We start from the raw sequence: 21393 nt of genomic DNA, 5'->3' as shown, positions 1-21393 counted from the left end.
TTGCCATTGAAATTGAGAAGCCGAAGATGAGCATTGTCGACACCCGCACACCTGATCCGAAACGACTGATTCCCGGCGCCACCGGCGATTGGGAAGTGATTATCGGCCTGGAGGTGCATGCGCAGGTTCTGTCCAATTCGAAGCTGTTTTCCGGCGCCTCGACCACGTTCGGCAATGCGCCGAATTCCAACGTGTCGCTGGTCGATGCGGCGATGCCGGGCATGCTGCCGGTCATCAACGAGGAATGCGTCAGACAAGCGGTACGGACCGGTCTTGGCCTGAAGGCGCAGATCAACAACCGTTCGATCTTTGACCGCAAGAACTATTTCTATCCCGATCTGCCGCAGGGCTATCAGATCTCGCAATACAAGGATCCGATCGTCGGCGAGGGCAAGATCATGATCTCGCTCGGCCCCGACCGTCAGGGCAATTTCGAGGATGTCGAGATCGGCATCGAGCGTCTGCATCTGGAACAGGATGCCGGCAAGTCGATGCATGACCAGCATCCCGCCATGTCCTTTGTCGATCTCAACCGCTCCGGCGTGGCGCTGATGGAGATCGTCTCCAAGCCCGATATGCGCTCTTCCGACGAGGCCAAGGCCTATCTCACCAAGCTGCGCACCATCGTGCGCTACCTCGGAACCTGCGACGGCAACATGGATGAAGGTTCCATGCGTGCCGACGTCAACGTCTCCGTCCGCAAGCCGGGCGGCGAATTCGGTACGCGCTGCGAGATCAAGAATGTCAATTCGATCCGCTTCGTCGGTCAGGCGATCGAATATGAAGCCCGGCGCCAGATCGATGTTCTGGAAGAAGGCGGCGAGATTGATCAGGAAACCCGCCTGTTCGATCCGGTAAAGGGCGAGACCCGCTCCATGCGCTCCAAGGAAGATGCGCATGACTATCGCTATTTCCCCGATCCCGATCTTCTGCCGCTGGAATTCGACGACGCCTTTGTCGCAGCGCTTGCCGCTGATCTGCCGGAACTGCCGGATGACAAGAAGGCCCGCTTCGTCGCGGATCTCGGCCTTTCCGTTTATGACGCCTCGGTTCTTGTCTCCGACAAGGCGGTGTCCGATTATTTCGAACATCTGGCCGAAGGGCGCGATGGCAAGGCTGCCGCCAACTGGGTCATCAACGATCTGCTCGGTGCGCTGAACAAGGCTGGCCGCGATATCGAGGATACGCCAGTATCGCCCGAACAGCTCGGCGCGATCATCGATCTCATCAAGGACGGTGTCATTTCCGGCAAGATCGCCAAGGACCTGTTCGAGATCGTCTGGAATGAAGGCGGCGATCCCCATGTTCTCGTTGAAGAACGCGGCATGAAGCAGGTGACCGATACCGGTGCGATCGAGAAGATCGTTGACGAGATCATCGCTGCCAATCCGGCCCAGGTCGAAAAGGTCAAGGCCAAGCCTTCGCTCGCCGGCTGGTTCGTCGGTCAGGTGATGAAGGCATCCCAGGGCAAGGCCAATCCGCAGGCCGTCCAGGCGCTGGTCAAGGCAAAGCTCGGCGTTGAGGAATAGGCCTTGTTCTTCGTCAGAACAGCCACAGCCGCCGATCTGCCAGCCGTAAGGCAATTGCTGGTCATCACCTGGCACGCGACCTATGACCCGCTCTACGGGGCGAAAAAGGTCGCTTCCATTACCGATGACTGGTTCTCGCTGGAAAAGCTGCAAGCCCGGCTTCAGCGACGGGATGGCGAGTTCCTTGTCGCCGATGACGGCAAGATGCTCGGCGGCATGGCCTTCGTTGCCGCTGATACGAAGGAAGGCGATCTCGTCTGGCTGCATCAGCTCTATGTGCATCCCGATCATCAGCGCCACGGTATCGGCCGGGATCTCTTCGCCGAGATCGAGACCTGTTTTCCGCATGCCAGACGGATGAGGCTAGAGGTCGAACCGGCAAATGCGAATGCCGTCGCCTTCTATCTGGCCCATGGCTTTGCCGAGGTCGGGCGGACGGAAAATTGCGGTTCCTGCAATTCCGGTCTGCCGGCGATTGTGATGGAGAAGGAGCTGCCGGGTGCCTGAGCTGCTGATTCGCCAAGCGGGCGAAGACGATCTTCCGGCGCTGATCGCCATGTTTGCTGCAGATGATCTCGGCGGCCATGGCGATACCACCGATGCGGCGGCTCTGCCGGATTACCGCGCCGCCTTTCATCATATTGCCAGCTCTCCCTACGAGACGCTTTATGTCGCTGAACTTGATGGCACGGTGGTCGGCACGTTCCAGACCATGCTGACACGCTCGCTGACCGGGCGCGGCGGCAAGAGCCTGATCATTGAGGCCGTGCAGACGCGCTCGGATGTGCGCGGTCATGGTATCGGCGGCAAGATGGTGGCTTACGCCATTGACGAGGCAAAACGGCTTGATTGCCGGCTGGTGCAGCTGATGTCGAATGCGAAGCGGCTCGATGCGCATCGCTTCTATGAGCGGCTCGGCTTCTCACCGTCGCATCTCGGTTTCAAGATGAAGCTGAAATAGCATCGCGCAGCACTGGACAAGCCCGGTGCAAGACGCCATAAAAACATGACATTCGACATGCGCCGGTCTGGCCGGTGCGAGTTTCGACAGGATAGGACAATGGCTGGTTTTCTGACGAAGATGTTCATCTGGTGGAGTGGTTCGACGATCGGGACGGACGTCTTTACCCGCCGCTTCGGCAAGAAGGTCGGCGAAGATGAGTTTGGCAATGTCTATTATGAAGGCAGCAAGTCGACCTATGGTCTGACGCGGCGCTGGGTCATCTACAAGGGCTACGCCGATGCGTCCTCCATTCCTCCGGGCTGGCATGGCTGGATGCATCACCGCACCGATACGCCGCCAACGAAGGACAATTATCAGCCGCGTGAATGGCAGAAGCCGCATATTCCCAACCGCACCGGCACGGCAACAGCCTACCTGCCGCCGGGATCGCTGGCCGCTGCCGGCGAGCGCCCCAAGGTCACGGGCGATTACGACGCCTGGACGCCGGGCAGCTGATCGCATTTTGCCGCATTTGCTTGTTATGTAAGTGCGGATAGGCATGATAAAGCGCGGCTGATGCCGCGCTTGGTCGTTCAAGGATCTTCGCATGAATGTTTCTCGTTCCTCGTTTATTACCGGAAGCGCCGCGCTGGTGGCGCTTGTGACGGCGTTTCTGCCGCTGTCTGAGGCAAGGGCGGAGAAGATCGAGAACCCCGTCGCCGTGTTTGGCGGTATCGACAAGATCACCGGACGGACATACACATTCAGCGCCTATGTGGGCGAGACGGTGCAGTTTGGCCGTCTGCAGGTCACGCCGCGGGTCTGCTATTCGCGGGATGATACCGAGGCCCAGCGTGTCGATGCCTTCGTTCAGGTCGACAAGGTGTCGCTGAAGCAGGACGTCGACCGGATCTTCTCCGGCTGGATGTTTGCTGATTCGCCGGCGCTCAATGCCGTGCAGGATTCGATCTATGACGTCTGGCTGACCGGTTGCACCGAAAAGTCGGATATTCCCAAGCCCTGATCATTGAGACCGTCCCAGATCGTGGGAGCCTTGGCCGGCAACACTGGCTTTGCGACAGGTCATGACAAGCATTCTCAAAACAGATATGCTAGTCTGCACTTTGGGTCGCCGGTTCCGGCTCTGTCCCTTTCCAGAGAACTCACGCATCATTCCGCCATGGGAGGAAACCATGTCTTCAACCCGGCCTCACCTGACTGACGAGCAGGCGCTTCGCTACCACTATCTTGAAGTGATGAAATATACCGGGCGGGCGGGCGCCGAGCGCGTTGACCCGTGGGATCCGAAGGCTGACACCTTCATGGCCGGGAAAAGCGCCGTGGAACCCGATTTCCGGGTCGGTGAGGGCGGTCTTGCCACCATTCAGCTGGCCGTCAACGAAGCGGTAAAAAAGGCCAAAGCGGGCGCCATATCCGGGCGTGCCTATATCGCGATCGAGCCGGGCACCTATGAAGAACTCGTCTATGTGCCGAAACTGTTCGTCGACGGCAAGCCTGTGGCGATCACGCTTTACGGCGCGGATGCGGATGCGCAGAAGACCTCCATTCGCATCGCCATCGATCAGGGCATGACTGGAGCCGATTATGGCCGCCGTTTCGGTCCGGTCTTTGACGGGCTAGAGCCGGAGATTGCCGATATTTTCCGCGCCAATGCCGCGCTGCCGCGTCTTTCGACCGAGAATGCATCCGTGCTGCGGGTCGAGAATGATGGCTTTCAGGCGAAGAACCTCACCGTTCACAATGCCTATAATGCCGATCGCGCGGATGTGAATTCCCATTGCGAGGACGGCAAGGGCGGGCCGAAGAATGCCAGCGGCCAGTTCGCCATCGGCTGGCATCAGGCGGTTGCCGCGCTCATTCACAATGCTGACCGGGTGCATTTCGAAAATGTCGGCTTCAGGAGCTTTCAGGATACGCTCTATTTCAAGAGCCGTGTGCCGGGGCATACGGTCCGCTCCTTCTACAGCCACTGCATGGTGGAAGGCGATATCGATTTCATCTTCGGGCGCTCCACGGCCTTCTTTGATGCCTGCGAAATCCGCTCGCTCGGCAGCCGTGTCGGCCACACCTATGTTGTGGCACCGTCGACCAATATCGCCACGCGCTACGGCATCGTCTTCAACGACTGCGACTTCACCCATGATGGCAGCGCTTCGGCACTGAAAGGGACTTTCGCCCTTGGCCGGCAATGGTTCCAGACCGTGCGTGCAACGCCCTATGGCACGCCGAATATCGAGGGCTACCGCACACGGCTTGCCGAGACCTCGGAACTCGATCATCCGCCTCTCGGCACGATCTCGCTCGACGTGCTGGAAGCGGTTGGCAAATGCGTGGTGATGAATTCACGGATCGGTGCTCATATCGACGCCAAAGCCCCCTGGGACGACTGGAGCGGCGGCAGCCGCAATGCTGATGGCGAGTTCATTCCGGGGCTGTGGAACAGCAAATACCGTCCGGTGCAGTACACATCAGACGATTTTCACCGCTATCTCAAGGATTGGCTGCAAGCGGAAGGGCTTTCTTACGCCGAAGCGGATCCGGCCGAGCCATGGCTGGCGGAATATAACAACAGCTAAGGCGTGACGGGCGGCAGCGGCCGCCCGGACACTCACGGAAACGGCTTGTCCGGCCAGACCAGAGCCGCGTTGAGCATGGTCATATATTCGTCTTTGGGAATATCGATCGCGCCCATGGATTTCAGATGCTCGGTGGTGAACTGGGTGTCGAGCAGCATGAAGCCGTTTTCACGCAGGCGCTCAACCAGGTGGACGAGGCAGATTTTCGAGGCATTGGGCCGGCGGGAGAACATGCTCTCGCCGAAAAAGGCGCATCTGAGCGAAACGCCATAAAGCCCGCCCACCAGAACGCCATCCTCATAGGCTTCGACACTGTGGGCGTGACCCATCTGGTGCAGGCCCTTGTAAAGCGAGAGGATTTCAGCGTTGATCCAGGTCTCCGGCCGGTCTGGCGCCGGTGCGGCGCAGGCGCGCATGACCGAATCAAAATCATGATTGAAGCGGATCTCGAAGGGATGGCGGCGGATCGCCTTCTTCATGCTGTGGGAGATATGCAATCCATCCAGCGGAATAATGCCGCGAATGTCGGGCTCGACCCAGAAAAGCTCTGGGTCATCAGCCGATTCGGACATGGGAAAAAGACCTATGCTATAGGCATTCAGCAGCAGTTCCGGCGTAATGCCGCTGCCCTTTGCGTTTCTTCCCATGTCCTTCGTATCGAGCCCCTGTTATCCCGACCGGCTACTTCGCCTTGTCTTCAAGATAGTGTTCCAGCCAGTGAATGTCGTAATCGCCATTGGCGATATCCTGGTTGGCAATCAGATCCTGAAACAGCGGCAAGGTCGTGTCGATCCCGTCAACGACGAATTCGTCCAGTGCGCGCTTCAGCCGCATCATGCATTCGACGCGGGTGCGGCCATAAACGATCAGCTTGCCGATCAGACTGTCATAATAGGGCGGAATTTTATAGCCCTGATAAGCGCCTGAATCGACGCGCACGCCAAGGCCACCCGGCGCATGGAAATGCGTGATCGTGCCCGGCGAGGGAACGAAGGTGCGGGCGTTCTCGGCATTGATGCGGCATTCGATCGCGTGACCGGAGAACTTGATCTCGTCCTGCGTGACCGAAAGGCCATTGCCGGCGGCAACGCGGATCTGCTCGTGCACGAGGTCAATACCGGTGATCGCTTCAGTGACCGGATGCTCCACCTGCAGACGGGTGTTCATTTCGATGAAATAGAACTCGCCTTTTTCATAGAGAAACTCGATGGTGCCAGCGCCGCGATATTTCATCTTGCGCATGGCTTCAGCGCAGATCTCGCCGATCTTCATCCGCTGTTCGACATTGAGCGCGGGCGAATTGGCTTCTTCCCAGACCTTCTGGTGGCGGCGCTGCAGCGAGCAGTCGCGTTCGCCCAGATGCACGGCCGCGCCTTCGCCATCGCCGAACACCTGCACCTCGATATGGCGCGGTGTGTCGAGATATTTTTCCATATAGACGCTGTCATTGCCGAAGGCGGCTCCCGCTTCGCCGCGCGCGGTGCGATAGGCCTCGAGCAGATCTTCTTCCGTGCGGGCAAGCTTCATACCGCGACCGCCGCCGCCAGCCGTTGCCTTGATCAGCACCGGATAGCCAATCTCAGCGGCAACACGGATTGCATCTTCGTCGGTGTCGACGGAGCCGCCGGAGCCCGGAACGACCGGAATGCCGAGGCCTTCCGCCGTCGCCTTGGCGGTGATCTTGTCACCCATCAGGCGGATATGTTCTGACGTCGGTCCGATGAAGGTAATGCCATGCGCCTCAAGAATTTCGGCGAATTTGGCATTTTCAGACAGAAAGCCATAGCCGGGATGCACCGCATCGGCGCCGGTGATTTCACAGGCTGCGACGATCTGGTGGATATTGAGATAGCTTTCACGCGAAGAGGGCGGGCCGATGCAGACGCTTTCGTCGGCCAGGCGGACATGCATGGCATCCGCGTCGGCCGTGGAGTGGACCGCAACGGTGGCAATGCCGAGCTCCTTGCAGGCCCGCTGCACGCGCAGTGCGATTTCGCCACGGTTGGCGATGAGGATTTTGTTGAACATGTGATCAGCCGCCCGTTATTCGATAACGACCAGCGGCTCGCCATATTCGACGGGCTGGGCGTCTTCGACCAGAATCTCGACGATCTTGCCGCTCTTGGGCGCCGGGATCTGGTTCATGGTTTTCATGGCTTCGATGATGAGAAGCGTCTGGCCTTCCTTGACATTGGCGCCGACTTCAATGAAGGGGCGTGCGCCCGGCGCCGGTGCCAGATAGACCGTGCCGACCATCGGGGCCTTCAGCGCGTTCTCATTCTTCGGCGCTGCCTTGGCAGGTTCGGCGGCTGCGACCGGAGCGGGAGCAGCAGCAGGCGCTGCCTGCGGCGCCGCATAGGCGAACGGCTGCGGGGCCTGCTGGACGACAATGTCGCGACCGACGCGAATACGCAGGCCATCCTGCTCAACCTCGATCTCGGTCAGGTCAGTGTCCTTCAGGATCACTGCGAGTTCGCGAACGAGCGTCGCGTCGATTGCCTTCTTTTCATCAGCCATGGGGGTGTCTTTCCTTGGTTCTTTTTATTCCGTGAGTGTCTTGAGCGCACGCAGTGCCAGAAGGTAGCTGTCCAGGCCAAAGCCGCAGATCATGCCCTTCGCCGCCGGCGAGATCATGCTCTTGTGCCGGAAGGCCTCACGGGCGTGAATATTGGAGATATGCAGTTCAACAACGGGGACAATGACCGCCTTGATGGCATCATGCAGTGCGATTGATGTGTGTCCGTAGGCGCCGGGATTGAACGCAACGCCTGCGGCTTCGCTATGCGCTTCGTGGATCCAGTCGACGAGAACACCCTCGTGATTGGATTGCCGGAAGTCGATCTCAAAACCAAGCGCGTCGCCTTCCTTGTGGCAGGCAGCCTCAACATCGGCCAGTGTCAGTGCGCCATATATGCCAGGCTCGCGCTGACCCAGAAGATTGAGGTTCGGGCCGTTCAATACGTAAATCTTGCGTGTCATACGTCAATTCCGATTTTTGCTCCACCTATAGACGTTCGCGTCTACGAGGAAAAGCCCCCAGAAAAGCCATAAAACAGCTTGGTTAAGGCACATTTCTAAAAAAGCGCCTTAACCAGGCTATGCTTACGAGCAGTTGGCGTCGCCGCAGCTGCGGACATTGTCGATCGCTTTTTGCAGTGTGTCAGCCCCGACAGCGCCCTGGATCAGGGTATCGCCGATAATATAGGCCGGCGTTCCGGTGACGCCAATGGCGCGGGCGAGCGCGAAATGCGGATCAAGTGCATCCTTGGCCGGGTAATCCGTCATCGCCTGGCGGATCGTCGCTTCGTCGACGCCGAGCGAGGCGGCGACTGCGATCGCGGTTTCTTCATTTGCCTTGGTGCCCGATTCCATCAGCGCGTGGTGGAAATCGCTGTATTTGTCGGGGGCAACGCGCAGCATGGCATAGGAAACCCTCTGTGCCGCCTCCGAGTCTGGGCCCAGAACTGGAATTTCCTTCAGGACAAAGCGAACATCGTCATTCTTAGCGATGATGCCGTCCATATCCGGCACGGCGCGACGGCAATAGCCGCAATTATAGTCAAAGAACTCAATGACATTGATGGCGCCGTCCTTGTTGCCGAAGACGGCATCATGATCCGGTTCCAGCAGCTTGTCCTTGTTGGCGACCAGCGCTGCCTTGGCGGCAGCCTGCTCGTCGGCCATCTGCTTTTGCTGAAGCGCAGTCTGAACCTCAAGCATCACTTCCGGGTTGGCGACGAGATAATCATGGACGCGCTGGCCAAAATCGCCCTGACTGGTGTCGGGCGTCTCGGTCACTGCGGTCTGGGCCGGCGGCGTGAAATGATAGATCGCCACAGTGGTTGCTGCTGCCGAAGCGATTGCGGTGGCGAAAACCGCAGCTATTGCAAGTGTCAGTCCCTTGGAAGCCATGTTGTCCCCTTGGTTTCGCGCGGCGGGAAGCCATGCGAGAGCGCCCCGTGCCTAGATTTGAAATGTGCAAAAAAGGCGGCGATGTCCATAGCTATGTCCTATAAACTGCCCTTTGCAACATGATTACGCATTGAAGAATGTCTTTGTGTGGTTGAGATTGCCGCAGCGATGCCTCATCGAAGGCCTATAATCCGGAAATCCCGCAAGGAAGTACAGATGATCTCCCCCTCACGCCGCAGCCAAGTCGAACCCTTTCATGCCATGGATGTACTGGCGGAGGCCAATCGCATGAAGGCAGCGGGGCGCCCCGTTATCTCTCTCGCCGTCGGTCAGCCCTCTTTTCCTGCCCCTGATGCCGCTCTTGAGGCGGCGCGTGACGCTCTTGCCCACGGCCATGTCGGCTACACCGATGCCTTCGGGCTTGCGTCGCTGAAGCGTGCCATTGCGGCGGACTACCAAGACCGGATCGGCGTTTCGGTTGATCCGGCGCGCATTGCGGTGACAACGGGATCTTCGGCAGGCTTCAATCTCGCTTTTCTGGCCCTGTTCGATCCGGGTGATGCCGTCGCCATTGCCAAGCCGGGCTATCCCGCCTACCGCAATATCCTGAAAGCTCTTAACCTCAATCCGGTTGAAGTTGCTGCCGATGCGGAAAGTGGCTTTACCCTGAGCCCTCAAGGGCTGGAGGCAGCGGAACGCGCGCATGGTGTGACCATTCGTGGCGTGCTTCTGGCGAGCCCGGCAAACCCGACGGGAACCGTGACCGGACGGGCGGCGCTGACGGCGATTGCCGACTGGTGCGATGCCCGAAATGCCGCTTTCATCTCCGACGAGATCTATCACGGACTGGTCTTTTCCGGGGAGGAAACCTCGGCGCTTTCGGTCACCGACAATGCGGTGATCATCAATTCCTTCTCCAAATATTATTGCATGACCGGGTGGCGGGTCGGCTGGATGGTGCTGCCGGAGGCGATGGTGCGCCCGGTTGAGCAGATTGCCCAGAGCCTCTATATCTCCGCTCCGGAGCTGTCGCAGGTCGCGGCTGAAGCCGCCCTCGGCGCGCGCGCGCAGCTCGATATCTACCGGGACCGTTACCGCGCCAACCGCGATTTTCTGCTGAACGCCTTGCCTGAGATCGGCTTGCCGGTTGTCTCGCCCATGGACGGGGCTTTCTACGCCTATGTCGATTGCAGCCGCTATTCCAATGACAGTATGGCGCTGGCCCGCAACATCCTTGCCGGGGCTGATGTGGCGGTAACGCCCGGGGCGGATTTCGATCCCGAGGAGGGCGGGCGCTTTCTGCGGCTGTCTTACGCTGGTACCTATGACGAGATTGTCGAGGCCATTCAGCGGCTCGGCAACTGGCTCAAGCCATAAGGGGGAAGGCCATGAGAGGGAGGGGTCATGACGGCTGAAGCGGATAATGTTCCCGAACTCCTGACCGCGCGGATCCGTATGCGCGGTTTCAGACTGGATGATTTCGAGGATCTTGCGGCCATGTGGGCGGACCCGGCCGTGGTCCGTTACATCTCGGGCACGCCGCAGCCGCGTTCGCAGAGCTGGGAACGGCTGCTGCGCTATTTCGGGCACTGGAAAGCCCTGAGATTCGGCTCATGGGCGGTCGAGGATCGTGAAAGCGGCGCCTTCATCGGCGGTGTCGGCTTTTCCGCAAACAAGCGCGAGATCACACCGTCGCTCGAAGCCTGGCCGGAAATCGGCTGGACCCTGATCCCTGCCGTCCATGGGCGCGGTCTTGCCAGCGAAGCCGTTGCCGCGGCGCTGGTCTGGGCGGATGTGCATCTTTCGGCCGATCGGACGGTCTGCATCTTCGATCCGCAGCATGCGGCATCAATACGGGTGGCGGAGAAAAATGGATATCGCGAGATGGGCATGGGGGACTATCTCGGCCATCCAGCCCTGATCATGGAACGCCAGCGGCCATGATCCCGAGATGATATGCGGACAGCAAAACGCCGGCCCTTTTGAGGCCGGCGTTTTTCAGGTCTGACACTTGGTCTGGTCTCAGAAGAAACCGCGGCGCTGCCACCAGCCGCGCTTGGGCTTCTTTTCTTCGTCATCATCATTGTTGAAGCTCGATGTGACGACCGGTTCGCTGCTGGCAGCCGTCGCCGGCGCGGGCGTTGCTTCCGATGTTTCAGTCTCAGCTGCCGTTTCCTCTGCCGGGGTTTCTGCCACTTCTGTTGCAGCCGGGGCGGCAACAGGGGCTTCGGCCGGGATGGCGGATTCCGCTTTGGCTGCAGGCGCTTCGGCTGCGGGCGCTTCCGCCTTGACGTCCTCAGCGGGAGCGGCCTCAGCTTCAGCAGCTTTCTTCTTGGTCGTGCGACGGCGGCGGGCAGGCTTTGCCGGAGCCGCTTCTTCAGCCGGTGCCTCGCTTGCAGCGGCCGCCTGTTCTGCCGGTGCCGCTTCCACCGCAGCTGTTTCTGCTGCTGCAGGCTGCGTCTCTGCAGCATCCGGCTTTTCAGCCGTTTCTGCCGGCGCCGTTTCGCTTGTCTCTACCGGCGCTGATGCCTCGGTAGTGCTGGCGTCTGTTGCTTCAGCGGCAGCGTCACTGGTTTCGGCGACGGTTTCGTCAGCGACGTCTGATGCATTGTCGTCCTGCTGGCCAGTCGCGTCGTCGCTGCGATTGCGGCGTCCGCCACGCTTGCCGCGCCGGCGCTTGCGCTTCGGTGCGTCGTCGGCGTCAGCATCAGCGGTGCCGGCTTCGGCTGCTGTTTCTTCCGGTTCGCTGTCGCTGTCGTCAGCATTTTCCGCGGCTTCGCTGTTCGAAGGCGTCGTTTCACGGCCTTCGGTCTCACCGCTATTGTTCTGGCCGCCACGACCGCCACGCCGACGCCGGCGGCGCTTGCGCTTGGAGCCGCGGCTCTCGTCGTCGCGCGGTGCCTCTGCTTCGGTCGTGCTCTCGTCTTCCTCGACCTCTGCCTCGATGACGATCTCGTCTTCTTCTTCCTCGGGCACGAAGTTGAAGAGGGCTTCAATCTTGACCGGGGTTTCGACCGGCTCGCCGCGTTCGATATCGAAGTGACGGCCGGTGATGTCTGCTTCCGCCTGGATGCTGATCGAAAGGCCGAAACGGGTTTCGTAATCGACGATCGAGTGACGCTTCTGGTTCAGCAGATAAAGCGCGATATCTGGCGTCGTCTTGACCGTAATGTCATGGGTCGTGTTCTTCAGCAGATATTCCTCAATGCCGCGCAGAACATGCAGGGCGACAGAAGACTGCGACAGGACGTGACCGGTGCCGCCGCAATGCGAGCAGACCTGCGTGGTCGATTCCAGCACCGAGGCGCGAATGCGCTGGCGCGACATTTCCAGAAGGCCGAAATGCGAGATCCGCCCAACCTGAATGCGGGCGCGATCGTTCTTCAGGCAATCCTTCAGACGCTTCTCGACGGCGCGGTTGTTGCGCTTTTCTTCCATGTCGATGAAGTCGATGACCACGAGGCCGGCAAGGTCGCGCAGGCGCAGCTGGCGCGCCACTTCTTCGGCTGCCTCCAGATTGGTCTGCAGCGCTGTGTCCTCGATGGAATGTTCGCGGGTCGAGCGTCCGGAGTTGACGTCGATCGCCACCAGCGCTTCCGTCTGGTTGATGATCAGATATCCGCCGGATTTCAGCGTCACCTGCGGCTGCAGCATGCGGTCAAGCTGTGCCTCAATGCCGGAGCGCGAGTAGATCGGATGGACGTCGCGATAGGGCTGAACAACCTTGGCATGGCTCGGCATCAGCATCTTCATGAAGTCTTTGGCTTCACGATAGCCTTCCTCGCCGGAAACGATGATCTCGTTGATATCCTTGTTGTAAAGGTCACGGATCGAACGTTTGATTAGGCTGCCTTCCTCATAGACGAGGCAGGGCGCGGTCGATGTCAGCGTCTTGGAGCGGACATTTTCCCAAAGGCGCATCAGATATTCGAAGTCGCGCTTCACCTCGGCCTTGGTGCGGTTGGCACCGGCCGTGCGCAGGATCACGCCCATGCCCTTCGGCACTTCGAGGCCCTTGGCGACTTCCTTCAGCCGCTTGCGGTCGGCAGGGTTGGTGATCTTGCGGGAAATTCCGCCGCCACGCGCGGTGTTCGGCATCAGCACCGAGTAACGGCCGGCAAGCGACAGATAGGTGGTCAGCGCTGCGCCCTTGTTGCCGCGTTCTTCCTTGGCCACCTGGACCAGCAGGATCTGCCGGCGCTTGATGACTTCCTGAATGCGGTACTGCTTGCGCGGCTTGCGGCTGGCGCGGTCCGGCAATTCCTCCAGCGCGTCTTCCGCGCCGACGGATTCGACCTGGTCTGCCTCGTCATCATCGACATCTTCGGAAACAATGTCGGCATCAACGTCCGCAGCCATATGGGACGGCCCGTTGTCATTGCCGTCTTCGCCATTGCCGGTATCGGCTTCGCCCGCTTCTGCAGCCTGGGCCGTTTCGGCCTTTTCGTCCGTGGCCGCCTCGTCACCAGCCTTGACGGCCGACTTCGACTTGCCGCGTCCACGGCGGGTGCGCGGCTTCGGCTTGGCGGATTTCTCCTCGGCAGCCTGTTCAGCGGCTTCGGCCGGCTCGCTCAGCCCGCTATCCAGATCGTCATCGTCCTCTTCGTCGGCTTCGAGAAGGGCCTGACGGTCGGCAAGCGGAATCTGGTAGTAGTCCGGATGGATTTCAGAAAAGGCGAGGAAGCCATGGCGGTTTCCGCCATAGTCAACAAAGGCCGCCTGCAGCGAGGGTTCAACCCGCGTGACTTTCGCCAGATAAATGTTGCCGCGCAGCTGTTTCTTGTGCTGCGATTCGAAGTCGAATTCCTCTATCCGATTTCCACGTACAACAACGACGCGAGTCTCCTCTTCGTGGGAGGCGTCGATAAGCATTTTGTCTGCCATGTAAGGAAAGCTCCTCGGCGGGCAGAATCAGAGTTTCGCCGGGGGCCGCCAACTGGCGGACGGGCGATACGGGGTGTTCTGCTGCCGGATGAATGTAATTCCGACGGTTCGTAACGGACGCGTCTCTCGATCATGCGAACGGAGGACCTGTCAGGGGCTCTTCCGTGTGCCTGGAGGAAATTGCGCGTCGGGATCATAGGAACCAATCGAACTCAAAATAATGCCAAGGTCCGTCAGGACCCGATGAATTTGCCCGGTAAAGAGCGGTGCACGCTATCGCTGCAACGTCTTGTTTGCTTGAGACGTCTGCAAGCGGAGATTCACAAGTCAGCGAATGGATTAACGGCGGATGTCCTCACGCAACTCATGGCGCCAGAGCTGGTCTCCTGGCAGCCGTTACGCGGACCTATCCCGTCTACACGCTTCGCCTAATCTGCATTTCTATGTTTTTCACGCAACAATTTCAAGAAAAAAGCCTGTCGACCGAAATGTTTGACAGGCAGTTCACGAAAACATTGCGCTCAATCCGGCCAGGGATGAGGCCGCGGCCAGAAAATCGCCGCTTTCCTTCTGCATGGCAACATGCCAAGAGGTAGATATTTTCGAATAATATTCGATGCAATCACAAGGCGATCTCCCGACCTTGTGAGATGATCTGCGAAGGACATGATGGGCGAAGGCAAGGGCAGAGAAGCTGTGATGGCTGCAGGCAAGATGGGACGCGGTTTCACTGTGTGCGCTATCATGATGATGATGGCGTTGCTTTGCTTGATATTTGTCATGAAGGCGCCGCGCGCCGAGGCTTCGGATACCAGCAAGGACATGCCATTGATTGCCTATAACGGGCTGCTTGTCGGTGACGACGCGCGCGCGCGACTGGTGGTTGATTTCGACCGTGAGCCGAGCTTCAGCTTTCGCTATGTCGCCAATCCCGACCGGGTGATCATTTCTCTGCCGCCGACGGCCTTCGGCTTTCCGGATGGTGCGCTCAGTCCGCGCGGGCTGATCTCGGACATCCGATACGGTTCGACGCCGGAGGGCGGTGCCCGGATCGTGCTGACCGGCGCGCGCGCCATCAAGATGACCCTTGGCGAGGTGCGCAAATCGGAAACCGACGGATATCGTCTCGTCGTCGATTTCGCCATGATCACCGATGACCAGTTCGCAGCGCTGATGGCTGATCAGCTGGCAAAGCAGACGGGAGAGGGTGCGGCACCCCTTTCTTCCGCGACCGTCAGCGATCCGGCGATCATCCCCCGGGACAATGACGATTTTCTTGTTGCCGTGGATGCCGGTCACGGCGGCATCGATAATGGTGCCATGGGGGAGGACACCCACACGCCGGAAAAGGTGATCACGCTGGCCTTTGCCAAAGCCTTCGCCACCCGTCTGAAACAGGAAAGCGGCTATGATGCGGTTTTGACGCGCGATAAGGATGAATATCTGACCCTGTCGCAACGCGTCGAGATTGCCCGTCAGCATGGCGCCGACCTGTTTGTCTCCTTCCATGCCGATTCGCTCACCCAGCAGCCTGAGATTTCGGGCGCCACGGTCTATACGATCTCCGACACGGCCTCGGACCAGCTGGCTGCCGCGATGGCGCAGCGTGAGAACCTTTCCGATTCCATTGCCGGTATTCACAGCACGGATGAGCCGGAGGCGGTGACCGATATTCTGCTCGACCTGACGCGGCGCGAGACACAGAATTTTTCCATTGATTTTGCCGACAAGATTGTGGATTCGTTCAACGGCCAGATCGGGCTGATCAACAATCCCCATCGCTATGCCGGCTTCCAGGTGCTGCGGGCGCCCGATATTCCCTCGGTTCTGCTGGAGATCGGTTTTCTGTCCAATCCGGATGATGAGAAGCGCATGCAGGACCCGGCCTGGCGGGCCTTGCTGGTCGATCGGCTGGTAAAAGCCGTCAAGCAATATCATGAAACGACTGTGTCTGGTGGTTGAGAACGGAGTCGCAAGATTGCAACAAATGGTAATAGATCGAACCGTCTTGCTATCATGACTATTGTCCGGCGTCGTAAAATGCCCACAATCATCGTAAATTGCCAGTAAGGTGTTTCCTTCGCGAGGAAGCGGCGCTATTGCGCGATGATTTGCAGGCGTCGAGAAAAACGCCCTGGCCTGAAATGGGCATGCTGGCTGCGATGCGGCGAAGAACAGGATATTGACTAAAGTGGGTGTACTCAAATTCATTGGTTATCTCTTCGGACTGGCCTGTGTCATGTTCATCGTCGTGGCGCTTGGCGTTGCGCTCTATCTGGGCCGCGTCGCCAAGGACCTGCCGGATTATGAGGTTCTGAGCCAGTATGCGCCGCCGGTCACCACCCGCATCTATGCCGGCAATGGCGATCTGATGACCGAATATGCGCATGAACGTCGTCTGTTCCTGCCGATTGATGCCATTCCCATGCGTGTTCGCGGCTCGTTTCTGTCGGCGGAAGACAAGAATTTCTACACCCATCCCGGCATTGACGTTGTTGGTCTGACCCGTGCGGTGCTTACCAACATCAAGAATATCGGCAGCGGCCGGCGTCCGGTCGGCGCCTCCACCATCACCCAGCAGGTTGCCAAGAACTTTCTTCTGTCCTCCGATCAGACCATCGAGCGCAAGGTCAAGGAGGCAATCCTGTCCTTCCGCATCGAGCAGGCCTATTCCAAGGACAAGATCCTCGAGCTTTACCTGAATGAAGTTTATTTCGGCATGAATGCCTATGGTATTGCCGATGCCGCGCTGACCTATTTCGACAAGCCCGTGGCCGATCTGACGATCGCAGAAAGTGCTTATCTGGCCGCTGTGCTGAAGGGTCCCGCCAATTATGATCCCTATCGCCATCCGGATGCGGCGATGGAGCGGCGCAACTGGGTCATCGATCGCATGGCGGAAAATGGCTATATCACCGATGAGGAAGCCGACGAGGCCAAGCAGCAGCCGCTGGGCGTGGTGAACTCGCATGACAATGGCGCCGTTGCCGGCGACGAATACTATGCCGAGGCCGTCCGCCGAGATCTGCTCGAGAAATACGGTGAAAAGACGCTTTATGAGGGCGGTCTTTCGGTGCGGACATCGCTGGATCCGCAGATACAGGAATTCGCCAACAAGGCGCTGCGTGACGGACTGGTCAATTATGATGAGAAAGCCGGATTCCAGAAACCTGTCGATCATATCGACATTTCGGGCGACTGGGGCATTCCGCTTTCGAAGATAGCGCCGCTTTGGGATGTGCCGTCCTGGAAGCTTGCCGTCGTTCTCGGCGTTGATGACAAAGGCGTCGATATCGGCATTCGTCCGCAGATCAATGCCGGCAACAGGGTCGATAGCGAACGTGTGACCGGGCGCATCAGCGCCGACGACATGAAATGGGCCTACCGTTTCCAGGAAAAGGGCAAGAAAAACGCCAAGAGCCCGTCAGGCGTGCTCGAGCCGGGTGACGTTGTCTATGTCGAGGCCGTCGGTGATACCGGTGATGCCTATCGCCTGCGCCAGATCCCCAGGGTTCAGGGCGGCCTTGTCGCCATGGACCCGCAGACGGGCCGCGTGCTGGCGATGTCGGGCGGCTTTGCCTTTTCCAAGAGCCAGTTCAACCGCGCCACCCAGGCGATGCGTCAGCCGGGCTCCTCGTTCAAGCCGATTGTCTATTCGGCAGCGCTTGATAATGGCTACACGCCTGCATCCGTGGTCATGGACGCGCCGATCGAGATCGAGTCCGGCGGTGAAGTCTGGAAGCCGCAGAATTACGGTGGAGACTTCTCCGGACCGCAGACGCTGCGCACCGGGATCGAAAAATCGAAAAACCTGATGACGGTGCGGCTTGCCAATGATCTCGGCATGGATGTCGTTGCCGACTATGCCGAACGCTTTGGTATCTACGATCATATGGAGCCGGTGCTGGCCATGGCGCTCGGTTCGGGCGAGACCACGGTCATGCGCATGGTCTCGGCCTATTCGGTGATCGCCAATGGCGGCAAGCAGGTGACGCCGACGCTGATCGACCGCATTCAGGATCGCTATGGCGAAACGATCTTCCAGCATGAGGACCGCCAGTGCATGGACTGCAATGCGGCGCAGTGGACCGGGCAGGCCGAGCCGGTGCTTGTCGATACGCGCGAGCAGGTTCTCGATCCGATGACCGCCTATCAGATCACCACGATGATGGAAGGCGTGATTGAGCGCGGCACGGGTGCCAGCGCCGTTCATCTCGACCGTCCGGTCGCCGGCAAGACCGGGACCACCAATGACGAGAAGGATGCCTGGTTCGTCGGCTTCACCCCCAATCTCGTGGCTGGGCTTTATGTCGGTTTCGACCAGCCGGCTCCGCTCGGCCATCTGGGAACAGGCGGCAGCCTTGCCGCGCCGATCTTCAACGAATTCATGACGGATGCGCTGAAGAAGCTGCCGGTCGAGAACTTCATCGAGCCGGAAGGCATGCTCAATATAGCCGTCAATCGTCAGACCGGCATGGCGGCCAATCCGGGTGATGCAGGCGCTATTGTCGAGGCCTTCAAGCCTGGCACAGGCCCGGCCCAGTCGCTCGATGTCATCGATATGGCCGGCTATGTTCCGCCGGAACAGATCCTCAAGGATTCCGGTCAGGCCAATAAGGCAATTTCGACCGGCGCCAGCGGTCTATACTGACAAGCGAAGATCCGATCTGTGACCCCTTCTGCCATCCCGTATGGCGGGAGGGGTTTACAGATTGACCGCTGAACCTTATTTCACCACCGAAACCATTGAACGCCAGCACGAGAGAAGAGAATCATGCGCGCGGAAATCATATCTGTAGTCGACGAAACCAAGCAGGCGATCGCCCTGCTGAGGAGGCATCTTTGACTGGGATCAGGCAATCAAGCGACTGGATTGGCTGAACAACAAGGCCGAAGATCCGAGTATCTGGGATGACGCCCAGGAAGCCCAGAAGCTGATGCGTGAGCGCCAGCTGCTGGAAGAAGGCATATCGGCAGTCCGCCGGATCGAGCGTGAGCTTGCCGACAATGTCGAGCTGATCGAGATGGGCGAGGCCGAGGAAGACGACGATGTCGTCGCCGAGGCGGAAGAGGCCCTGCGTCATCTGCTGGCAGACGCCGCGCGCCAGCAGGTCGAGGCGATGCTCTCCGGCGAAGCCGACAGCAATGACACCTATGTCGAAGTCCATTCCGGCGCCGGTGGCACCGAAAGCCAGGACTGGGCCAATATGCTGCTCAGAATGTATATCCGCTGGGCCGAGCGTCAGGGCTACAAGGTGGATGTGCTGGAAGTTCATGATGGCGAAGAAGCCGGGATCAAGTCCGCGACCATTCTCGTCAAAGGTCACAATGCTTATGGCTGGATGAAGACGGAATCGGGCGTGCACCGGCTGGTGCGCATCTCGCCCTATGACAGCAATGCCCGCCGTCATACCTCGTTTTCCTCGGTCTGGGTCTATCCGGTCGTCGATGACTCGATCAATATCGAGATCAATGAGAGTGACTGCCGCATCGATACCTACCGCGCTTCCGGTGCCGGTGGCCAGCACGTCAACACGACCGATTCGGCCGTGCGCATCACTCATATTCCGACCGGGATCGTGGTGCAGTGCCAGCAGGAACGGTCACAGCACAAGAATCGCGCCAAGGCCTGGGACATGCTGCGTGCGCGCATGTACGAGGCCGAGCTGCAGAAGCGGGAGGAAGCGGCCAACAAGGAAGCCGCCTCCAAGACCGATATCGGCTGGGGTCACCAGATCCGTTCTTATGTTCTCCAGCCCTACCAGCTGGTCAAGGATCTGCGAACCGGCGTCGAAAGCACCAGCCCGTCCGACGTGCTGGACGGTGCAGTCAGCCCCTTCATGGAAGCGGCGCTCGCACACCGCATCGAAGGCGGCGCGGGATCCGACATCGAGGATATCGACTGATTTTGAGACGCCGCCTTCGGGTGGCGTCAGATTGCTGACAAACCCTAGCCCCTTCTCTAAAGTCATGGCTGTGCTTGTCACAGGCATCCAGACGGCGCGCGTCCGCGCGTCGAAAGACTCTGCTTGTTCAAATCCTTAAGAATATGGATCCCCGTGACAAGCACGGGGATGACGACGGAGGCGATGGCTATTTCACCCCAAACAGACAAGTTGAATGACTTTGTCAGCCGTCTGTCGCCGCCTTCGGGTGGCGTTTTGCATTGTGAGACAAAGCAGATAGCAAAACGCGCGGCCCCGGGGACCGCGCGTTTTTTTACTTTGCTATTCTCGGATCAGTAGGCGTTCAGCAGCGCGGAGGTCGGCCAGCCATCGGCAGGCAGGCCGAGGCGGGCCTGTTCCTGGCGCACGGCATCACGCGTGCCGGAGCCGAGGATGCCGTCGATGGCACCGACATCGTAGCCCTTGGCCGCGAGTATCGACTGGAGTTTCTTCATCTGCGCGTCCGTAAGGCCAGGCTCCGGCTTGCCGGCGCTATAGGCGGGCGCCCCCTGAAAGCGGGTGGCGAAATAGGCGACCGAGGTCGTGTAGATGAAGGACTGGTTCCACTGCAGATAGACGTCGAAGTTCGGATAAGCGAGGAAAGCCGGTCCGTAGCGGCCCTGCGGCAGCAGCAGTGCCGTGGGCAGACCGCCGAACTTGGTGTTGCCATCGCGCGGCGACACGCCCAGCTTGAACCAGTCGCCGGCGCTGAGGCCGCCGCCAAAGCCGGTCTTGTCCCAGGGCAGGTTCTGCGGCAGCGTCACCTCCTGCAACCAGGGTTCGCCCGCACGCCAGCCCAGGCTTTTCAGATAGTTTGCAGCCGTCAGCAGTGCATCGGGCGCGCTCTCCTTGACCCGGACATGGCCATCGCCATCGCCGTCAATGCCAAATTCGATGATATCGCGCGGCAGCATCTGCACCTGGCCAAGCTCACCGGCCCAGGCGCCGGTCTCCGTCGACGGGTCGAAATCGCCGTGCTGGGTCATTTCGACCAGAGCGAGAAGCTGCGGCCGGAAGATTTCGGGACGGCGGCAATCATGGGAAAGGGTGACAAGCGCGTCGCGGGTATTGAAGTTGCCCTGTACGGCGCCGAAATCGGTTTCCATCGCCCAGAATGCCGTCAGAACGCCGGGCGGGACGCCGAATTCACGGTTCGCGCGGTCAAAGGTGCTGGCATATTTCTGGATCAGCTGCTTGCCCTTGGTCAGGCGTGCCTGGCTGGCCGTGCGGGACGAAAACTCAAGGAAGGTCTGCTTGAACACGCCCTGGGCGCGGTCCATGCTCAGCACCTTGCTGCTGATCGAGGCGCCTGAAAGGGTTGTGTCCGCTGCTGCGGGCGACAGGCCCATGGCGACAGCCTCGGCCTTCACGCCGGACAGGAAGGTGGGAAGAGGGGCGCCGCACTGGTTTGCGGCAAGCGCCGAGCCTGCGGCGAAAGTCGAAAGTCCGGCCGCCAGAAGCAAGGCCCGGGTATGGTTCGAAAGCATCAATGTCTCCTCAACGCTGCTTCGTGGGGCGGCGGGACGCGCTGCCACATAGATGCAGAGCCTAGCCCGCACAGCCTAAGCTTTCATTAAAAGCCG

The 21393-nt window shown here is 59.6% G+C and carries 18 protein-coding genes; 11 read left to right on the top strand and 7 right to left on the bottom strand.

The annotated features are described in order from the left end of the window. Positions 1–26: 26 nt before the first annotated feature. From gatB to HCK86_RS09300, 6 genes are all read left to right on the top strand, one after another. Positions 27–1529, top strand: coding sequence for an Asp-tRNA(Asn)/Glu-tRNA(Gln) amidotransferase subunit GatB (gatB, locus tag HCK86_RS09325; RefSeq protein ID WP_176084179.1), 1503 nt, complete (start codon positions 27–29; stop codon positions 1527–1529). A gap of 3 nt (positions 1530–1532) precedes the next feature. Next, positions 1533–2036, top strand: a complete 504-nt coding sequence (locus tag HCK86_RS09320; protein WP_176084178.1) for a GNAT family N-acetyltransferase — start codon at positions 1533–1535, stop codon at positions 2034–2036. Positions 2037–2085: 49 nt separating this feature from the next. Further along, positions 2086–2490, top strand: coding sequence for a GNAT family N-acetyltransferase (locus HCK86_RS09315; RefSeq protein ID WP_210259863.1), 405 nt, complete (start codon positions 2086–2088; stop codon positions 2488–2490). 99 nt (positions 2491–2589) lie between these two features. Further along, positions 2590–2988 (top strand): NADH:ubiquinone oxidoreductase subunit NDUFA12, encoded by a 399-nt coding sequence (locus HCK86_RS09310; RefSeq protein ID WP_176084176.1) that lies wholly within the window; start codon positions 2590–2592, stop codon positions 2986–2988. 91 nt (positions 2989–3079) lie between these two features. Beyond that, on the top strand, positions 3080–3496 hold the full coding sequence (locus HCK86_RS09305; RefSeq protein WP_176084175.1) for a DUF2155 domain-containing protein: 417 nt from the start codon (positions 3080–3082) through the stop codon (positions 3494–3496). Positions 3497–3665: 169 nt separating this feature from the next. Beyond that, positions 3666–5069, top strand: a complete 1404-nt coding sequence (locus tag HCK86_RS09300) for a pectinesterase family protein (RefSeq protein WP_176084174.1) — start codon at positions 3666–3668, stop codon at positions 5067–5069. A gap of 32 nt (positions 5070–5101) precedes the next feature. Here HCK86_RS09300 and aat read toward each other — a convergent pair whose 3' ends face one another. The 5 genes from aat to HCK86_RS09275 all read right to left on the bottom strand — a co-directional run bounded on the left by aat (position 5102) and on the right by HCK86_RS09275 (position 8981). Beyond that, complete coding sequence (gene aat / locus HCK86_RS09295; RefSeq protein ID WP_176084173.1) at positions 5102–5716, bottom strand: leucyl/phenylalanyl-tRNA--protein transferase; 615 nt, start codon at positions 5714–5716, stop codon at positions 5102–5104. 34 nt (positions 5717–5750) lie between these two features. Beyond that, entirely contained in the window at positions 5751–7097 is a 1347-nt protein-coding gene (accC, locus tag HCK86_RS09290; protein ID WP_176084172.1) for an acetyl-CoA carboxylase biotin carboxylase subunit, read from the bottom strand. A gap of 15 nt (positions 7098–7112) precedes the next feature. Then, a complete protein-coding gene (gene accB, locus HCK86_RS09285) occupies positions 7113–7586 on the bottom strand; it encodes an acetyl-CoA carboxylase biotin carboxyl carrier protein (protein ID WP_176084171.1) in 474 nt (157 codons plus the stop codon). Positions 7587–7610: 24 nt separating this feature from the next. Next, complete coding sequence (gene aroQ, locus HCK86_RS09280) at positions 7611–8048, bottom strand: type II 3-dehydroquinate dehydratase (protein ID WP_176084170.1); 438 nt, start codon at positions 8046–8048, stop codon at positions 7611–7613. A 123-nt stretch (positions 8049–8171) separates the two neighbouring features. Further along, positions 8172–8981 carry a DsbA family protein gene (locus HCK86_RS09275; protein ID WP_176084169.1) on the bottom strand — a complete coding sequence of 270 codons (810 nt, stop codon included), beginning with the start codon at positions 8979–8981 and terminating at the stop codon, positions 8172–8174. A 216-nt stretch (positions 8982–9197) separates the two neighbouring features. Between HCK86_RS09275 and HCK86_RS09270 the strand changes: the two genes are divergently transcribed. Further along, on the top strand, positions 9198–10358 hold the full coding sequence (locus HCK86_RS09270) for an aminotransferase class I/II-fold pyridoxal phosphate-dependent enzyme (protein ID WP_176084168.1): 1161 nt from the start codon (positions 9198–9200) through the stop codon (positions 10356–10358). 27 nt (positions 10359–10385) lie between these two features. Next, positions 10386–10925 carry a GNAT family N-acetyltransferase gene (locus HCK86_RS09265; protein WP_176084167.1) on the top strand — a complete coding sequence of 180 codons (540 nt, stop codon included), beginning with the start codon at positions 10386–10388 and terminating at the stop codon, positions 10923–10925. Positions 10926–11003: 78 nt separating this feature from the next. On the opposite strand, the gene HCK86_RS09260 is transcribed toward HCK86_RS09265, so the two are convergent. Further along, positions 11004–13865: a ribonuclease E/G gene (locus HCK86_RS09260; RefSeq protein WP_176084166.1), complete on the bottom strand. Its 2862-nt coding sequence runs from the start codon at positions 13863–13865 to the stop codon at positions 11004–11006. Between the two features lie 780 nt (positions 13866–14645). Between HCK86_RS09260 and HCK86_RS09255 the strand changes: the two genes are divergently transcribed. The 3 genes from HCK86_RS09255 to prfB all read left to right on the top strand — a co-directional run bounded on the left by HCK86_RS09255 (position 14646) and on the right by prfB (position 19771). Then, entirely contained in the window at positions 14646–15827 is a 1182-nt protein-coding gene (locus HCK86_RS09255; protein WP_246739519.1) for an N-acetylmuramoyl-L-alanine amidase, read from the top strand. Between the two features lie 277 nt (positions 15828–16104). Beyond that, positions 16105–18516 (top strand): penicillin-binding protein 1A, encoded by a 2412-nt coding sequence (locus HCK86_RS09250; protein WP_176084212.1) that lies wholly within the window; start codon positions 16105–16107, stop codon positions 18514–18516. Between the two features lie 123 nt (positions 18517–18639). Next, positions 18640–19771, top strand: a protein-coding gene (gene prfB, locus HCK86_RS09245; RefSeq protein WP_176084165.1) for a peptide chain release factor 2 whose coding sequence is annotated in 2 segments (ribosomal slippage) — positions 18640–18708 and positions 18710–19771 — 1131 coding nt in all. Because the reading frame shifts where the segments join, the coding sequence is not laid out codon by codon here. 332 nt (positions 19772–20103) lie between these two features. Here prfB and HCK86_RS09240 read toward each other — a convergent pair. Next, positions 20104–21297 carry a lytic murein transglycosylase gene (locus HCK86_RS09240; protein WP_176084164.1) on the bottom strand — a complete coding sequence of 398 codons (1194 nt, stop codon included), beginning with the start codon at positions 21295–21297 and terminating at the stop codon, positions 20104–20106. Between the last annotated feature and the right edge of the window lie 96 nt (positions 21298–21393).

The organism is Martelella sp. HB161492, from assembly GCF_013184775.1.
Classification (GTDB): domain Bacteria; phylum Pseudomonadota; class Alphaproteobacteria; order Rhizobiales; family Rhizobiaceae; genus Martelella.
This window is presented reverse-complemented; position numbering and strand designations above follow the sequence as displayed.

What these genes read in the sequence shown, in the direction of transcription:
- gatB (WP_176084179.1), top strand. Translation starts at nt 27, where the DNA reads ATGAGCATTGTCGACACCCGCACACCTGATCCGAAACGACTGATTCCC.
- HCK86_RS09315 (WP_210259863.1), top strand. Translation starts at nt 2,086, where the DNA reads ATGTTTGCTGCAGATGATCTCGGCGGCCATGGCGATACCACCGATGCG.
- HCK86_RS09310 (WP_176084176.1), top strand. Translation starts at nt 2,590, where the DNA reads ATGGCTGGTTTTCTGACGAAGATGTTCATCTGGTGGAGTGGTTCGACG.
- HCK86_RS09305 (WP_176084175.1), top strand. Translation starts at nt 3,080, where the DNA reads ATGAATGTTTCTCGTTCCTCGTTTATTACCGGAAGCGCCGCGCTGGTG.
- HCK86_RS09300 (WP_176084174.1), top strand. Translation starts at nt 3,666, where the DNA reads ATGTCTTCAACCCGGCCTCACCTGACTGACGAGCAGGCGCTTCGCTAC.
- aat (WP_176084173.1), bottom strand. Translation starts at nt 5,716, where the DNA reads ATGGGAAGAAACGCAAAGGGCAGCGGCATTACGCCGGAACTGCTGCTG.
- accC (WP_176084172.1), bottom strand. Translation starts at nt 7,097, where the DNA reads ATGTTCAACAAAATCCTCATCGCCAACCGTGGCGAAATCGCACTGCGC.
- accB (WP_176084171.1), bottom strand. Translation starts at nt 7,586, where the DNA reads ATGGCTGATGAAAAGAAGGCAATCGACGCGACGCTCGTTCGCGAACTC.
- aroQ (WP_176084170.1), bottom strand. Translation starts at nt 8,048, where the DNA reads ATGACACGCAAGATTTACGTATTGAACGGCCCGAACCTCAATCTTCTG.
- HCK86_RS09275 (WP_176084169.1), bottom strand. Translation starts at nt 8,981, where the DNA reads ATGGCTTCCAAGGGACTGACACTTGCAATAGCTGCGGTTTTCGCCACC.
- HCK86_RS09270 (WP_176084168.1), top strand. Translation starts at nt 9,198, where the DNA reads ATGATCTCCCCCTCACGCCGCAGCCAAGTCGAACCCTTTCATGCCATG.
- HCK86_RS09265 (WP_176084167.1), top strand. Translation starts at nt 10,386, where the DNA reads ATGACGGCTGAAGCGGATAATGTTCCCGAACTCCTGACCGCGCGGATC.
- HCK86_RS09260 (WP_176084166.1), bottom strand. Translation starts at nt 13,865, where the DNA reads ATGGCAGACAAAATGCTTATCGACGCCTCCCACGAAGAGGAGACTCGC.
- HCK86_RS09255 (WP_246739519.1), top strand. Translation starts at nt 14,646, where the DNA reads ATGAAGGCGCCGCGCGCCGAGGCTTCGGATACCAGCAAGGACATGCCA.
- HCK86_RS09250 (WP_176084212.1), top strand. Translation starts at nt 16,105, where the DNA reads ATGTTCATCGTCGTGGCGCTTGGCGTTGCGCTCTATCTGGGCCGCGTC.
- HCK86_RS09240 (WP_176084164.1), bottom strand. Translation starts at nt 21,297, where the DNA reads ATGCTTTCGAACCATACCCGGGCCTTGCTTCTGGCGGCCGGACTTTCG.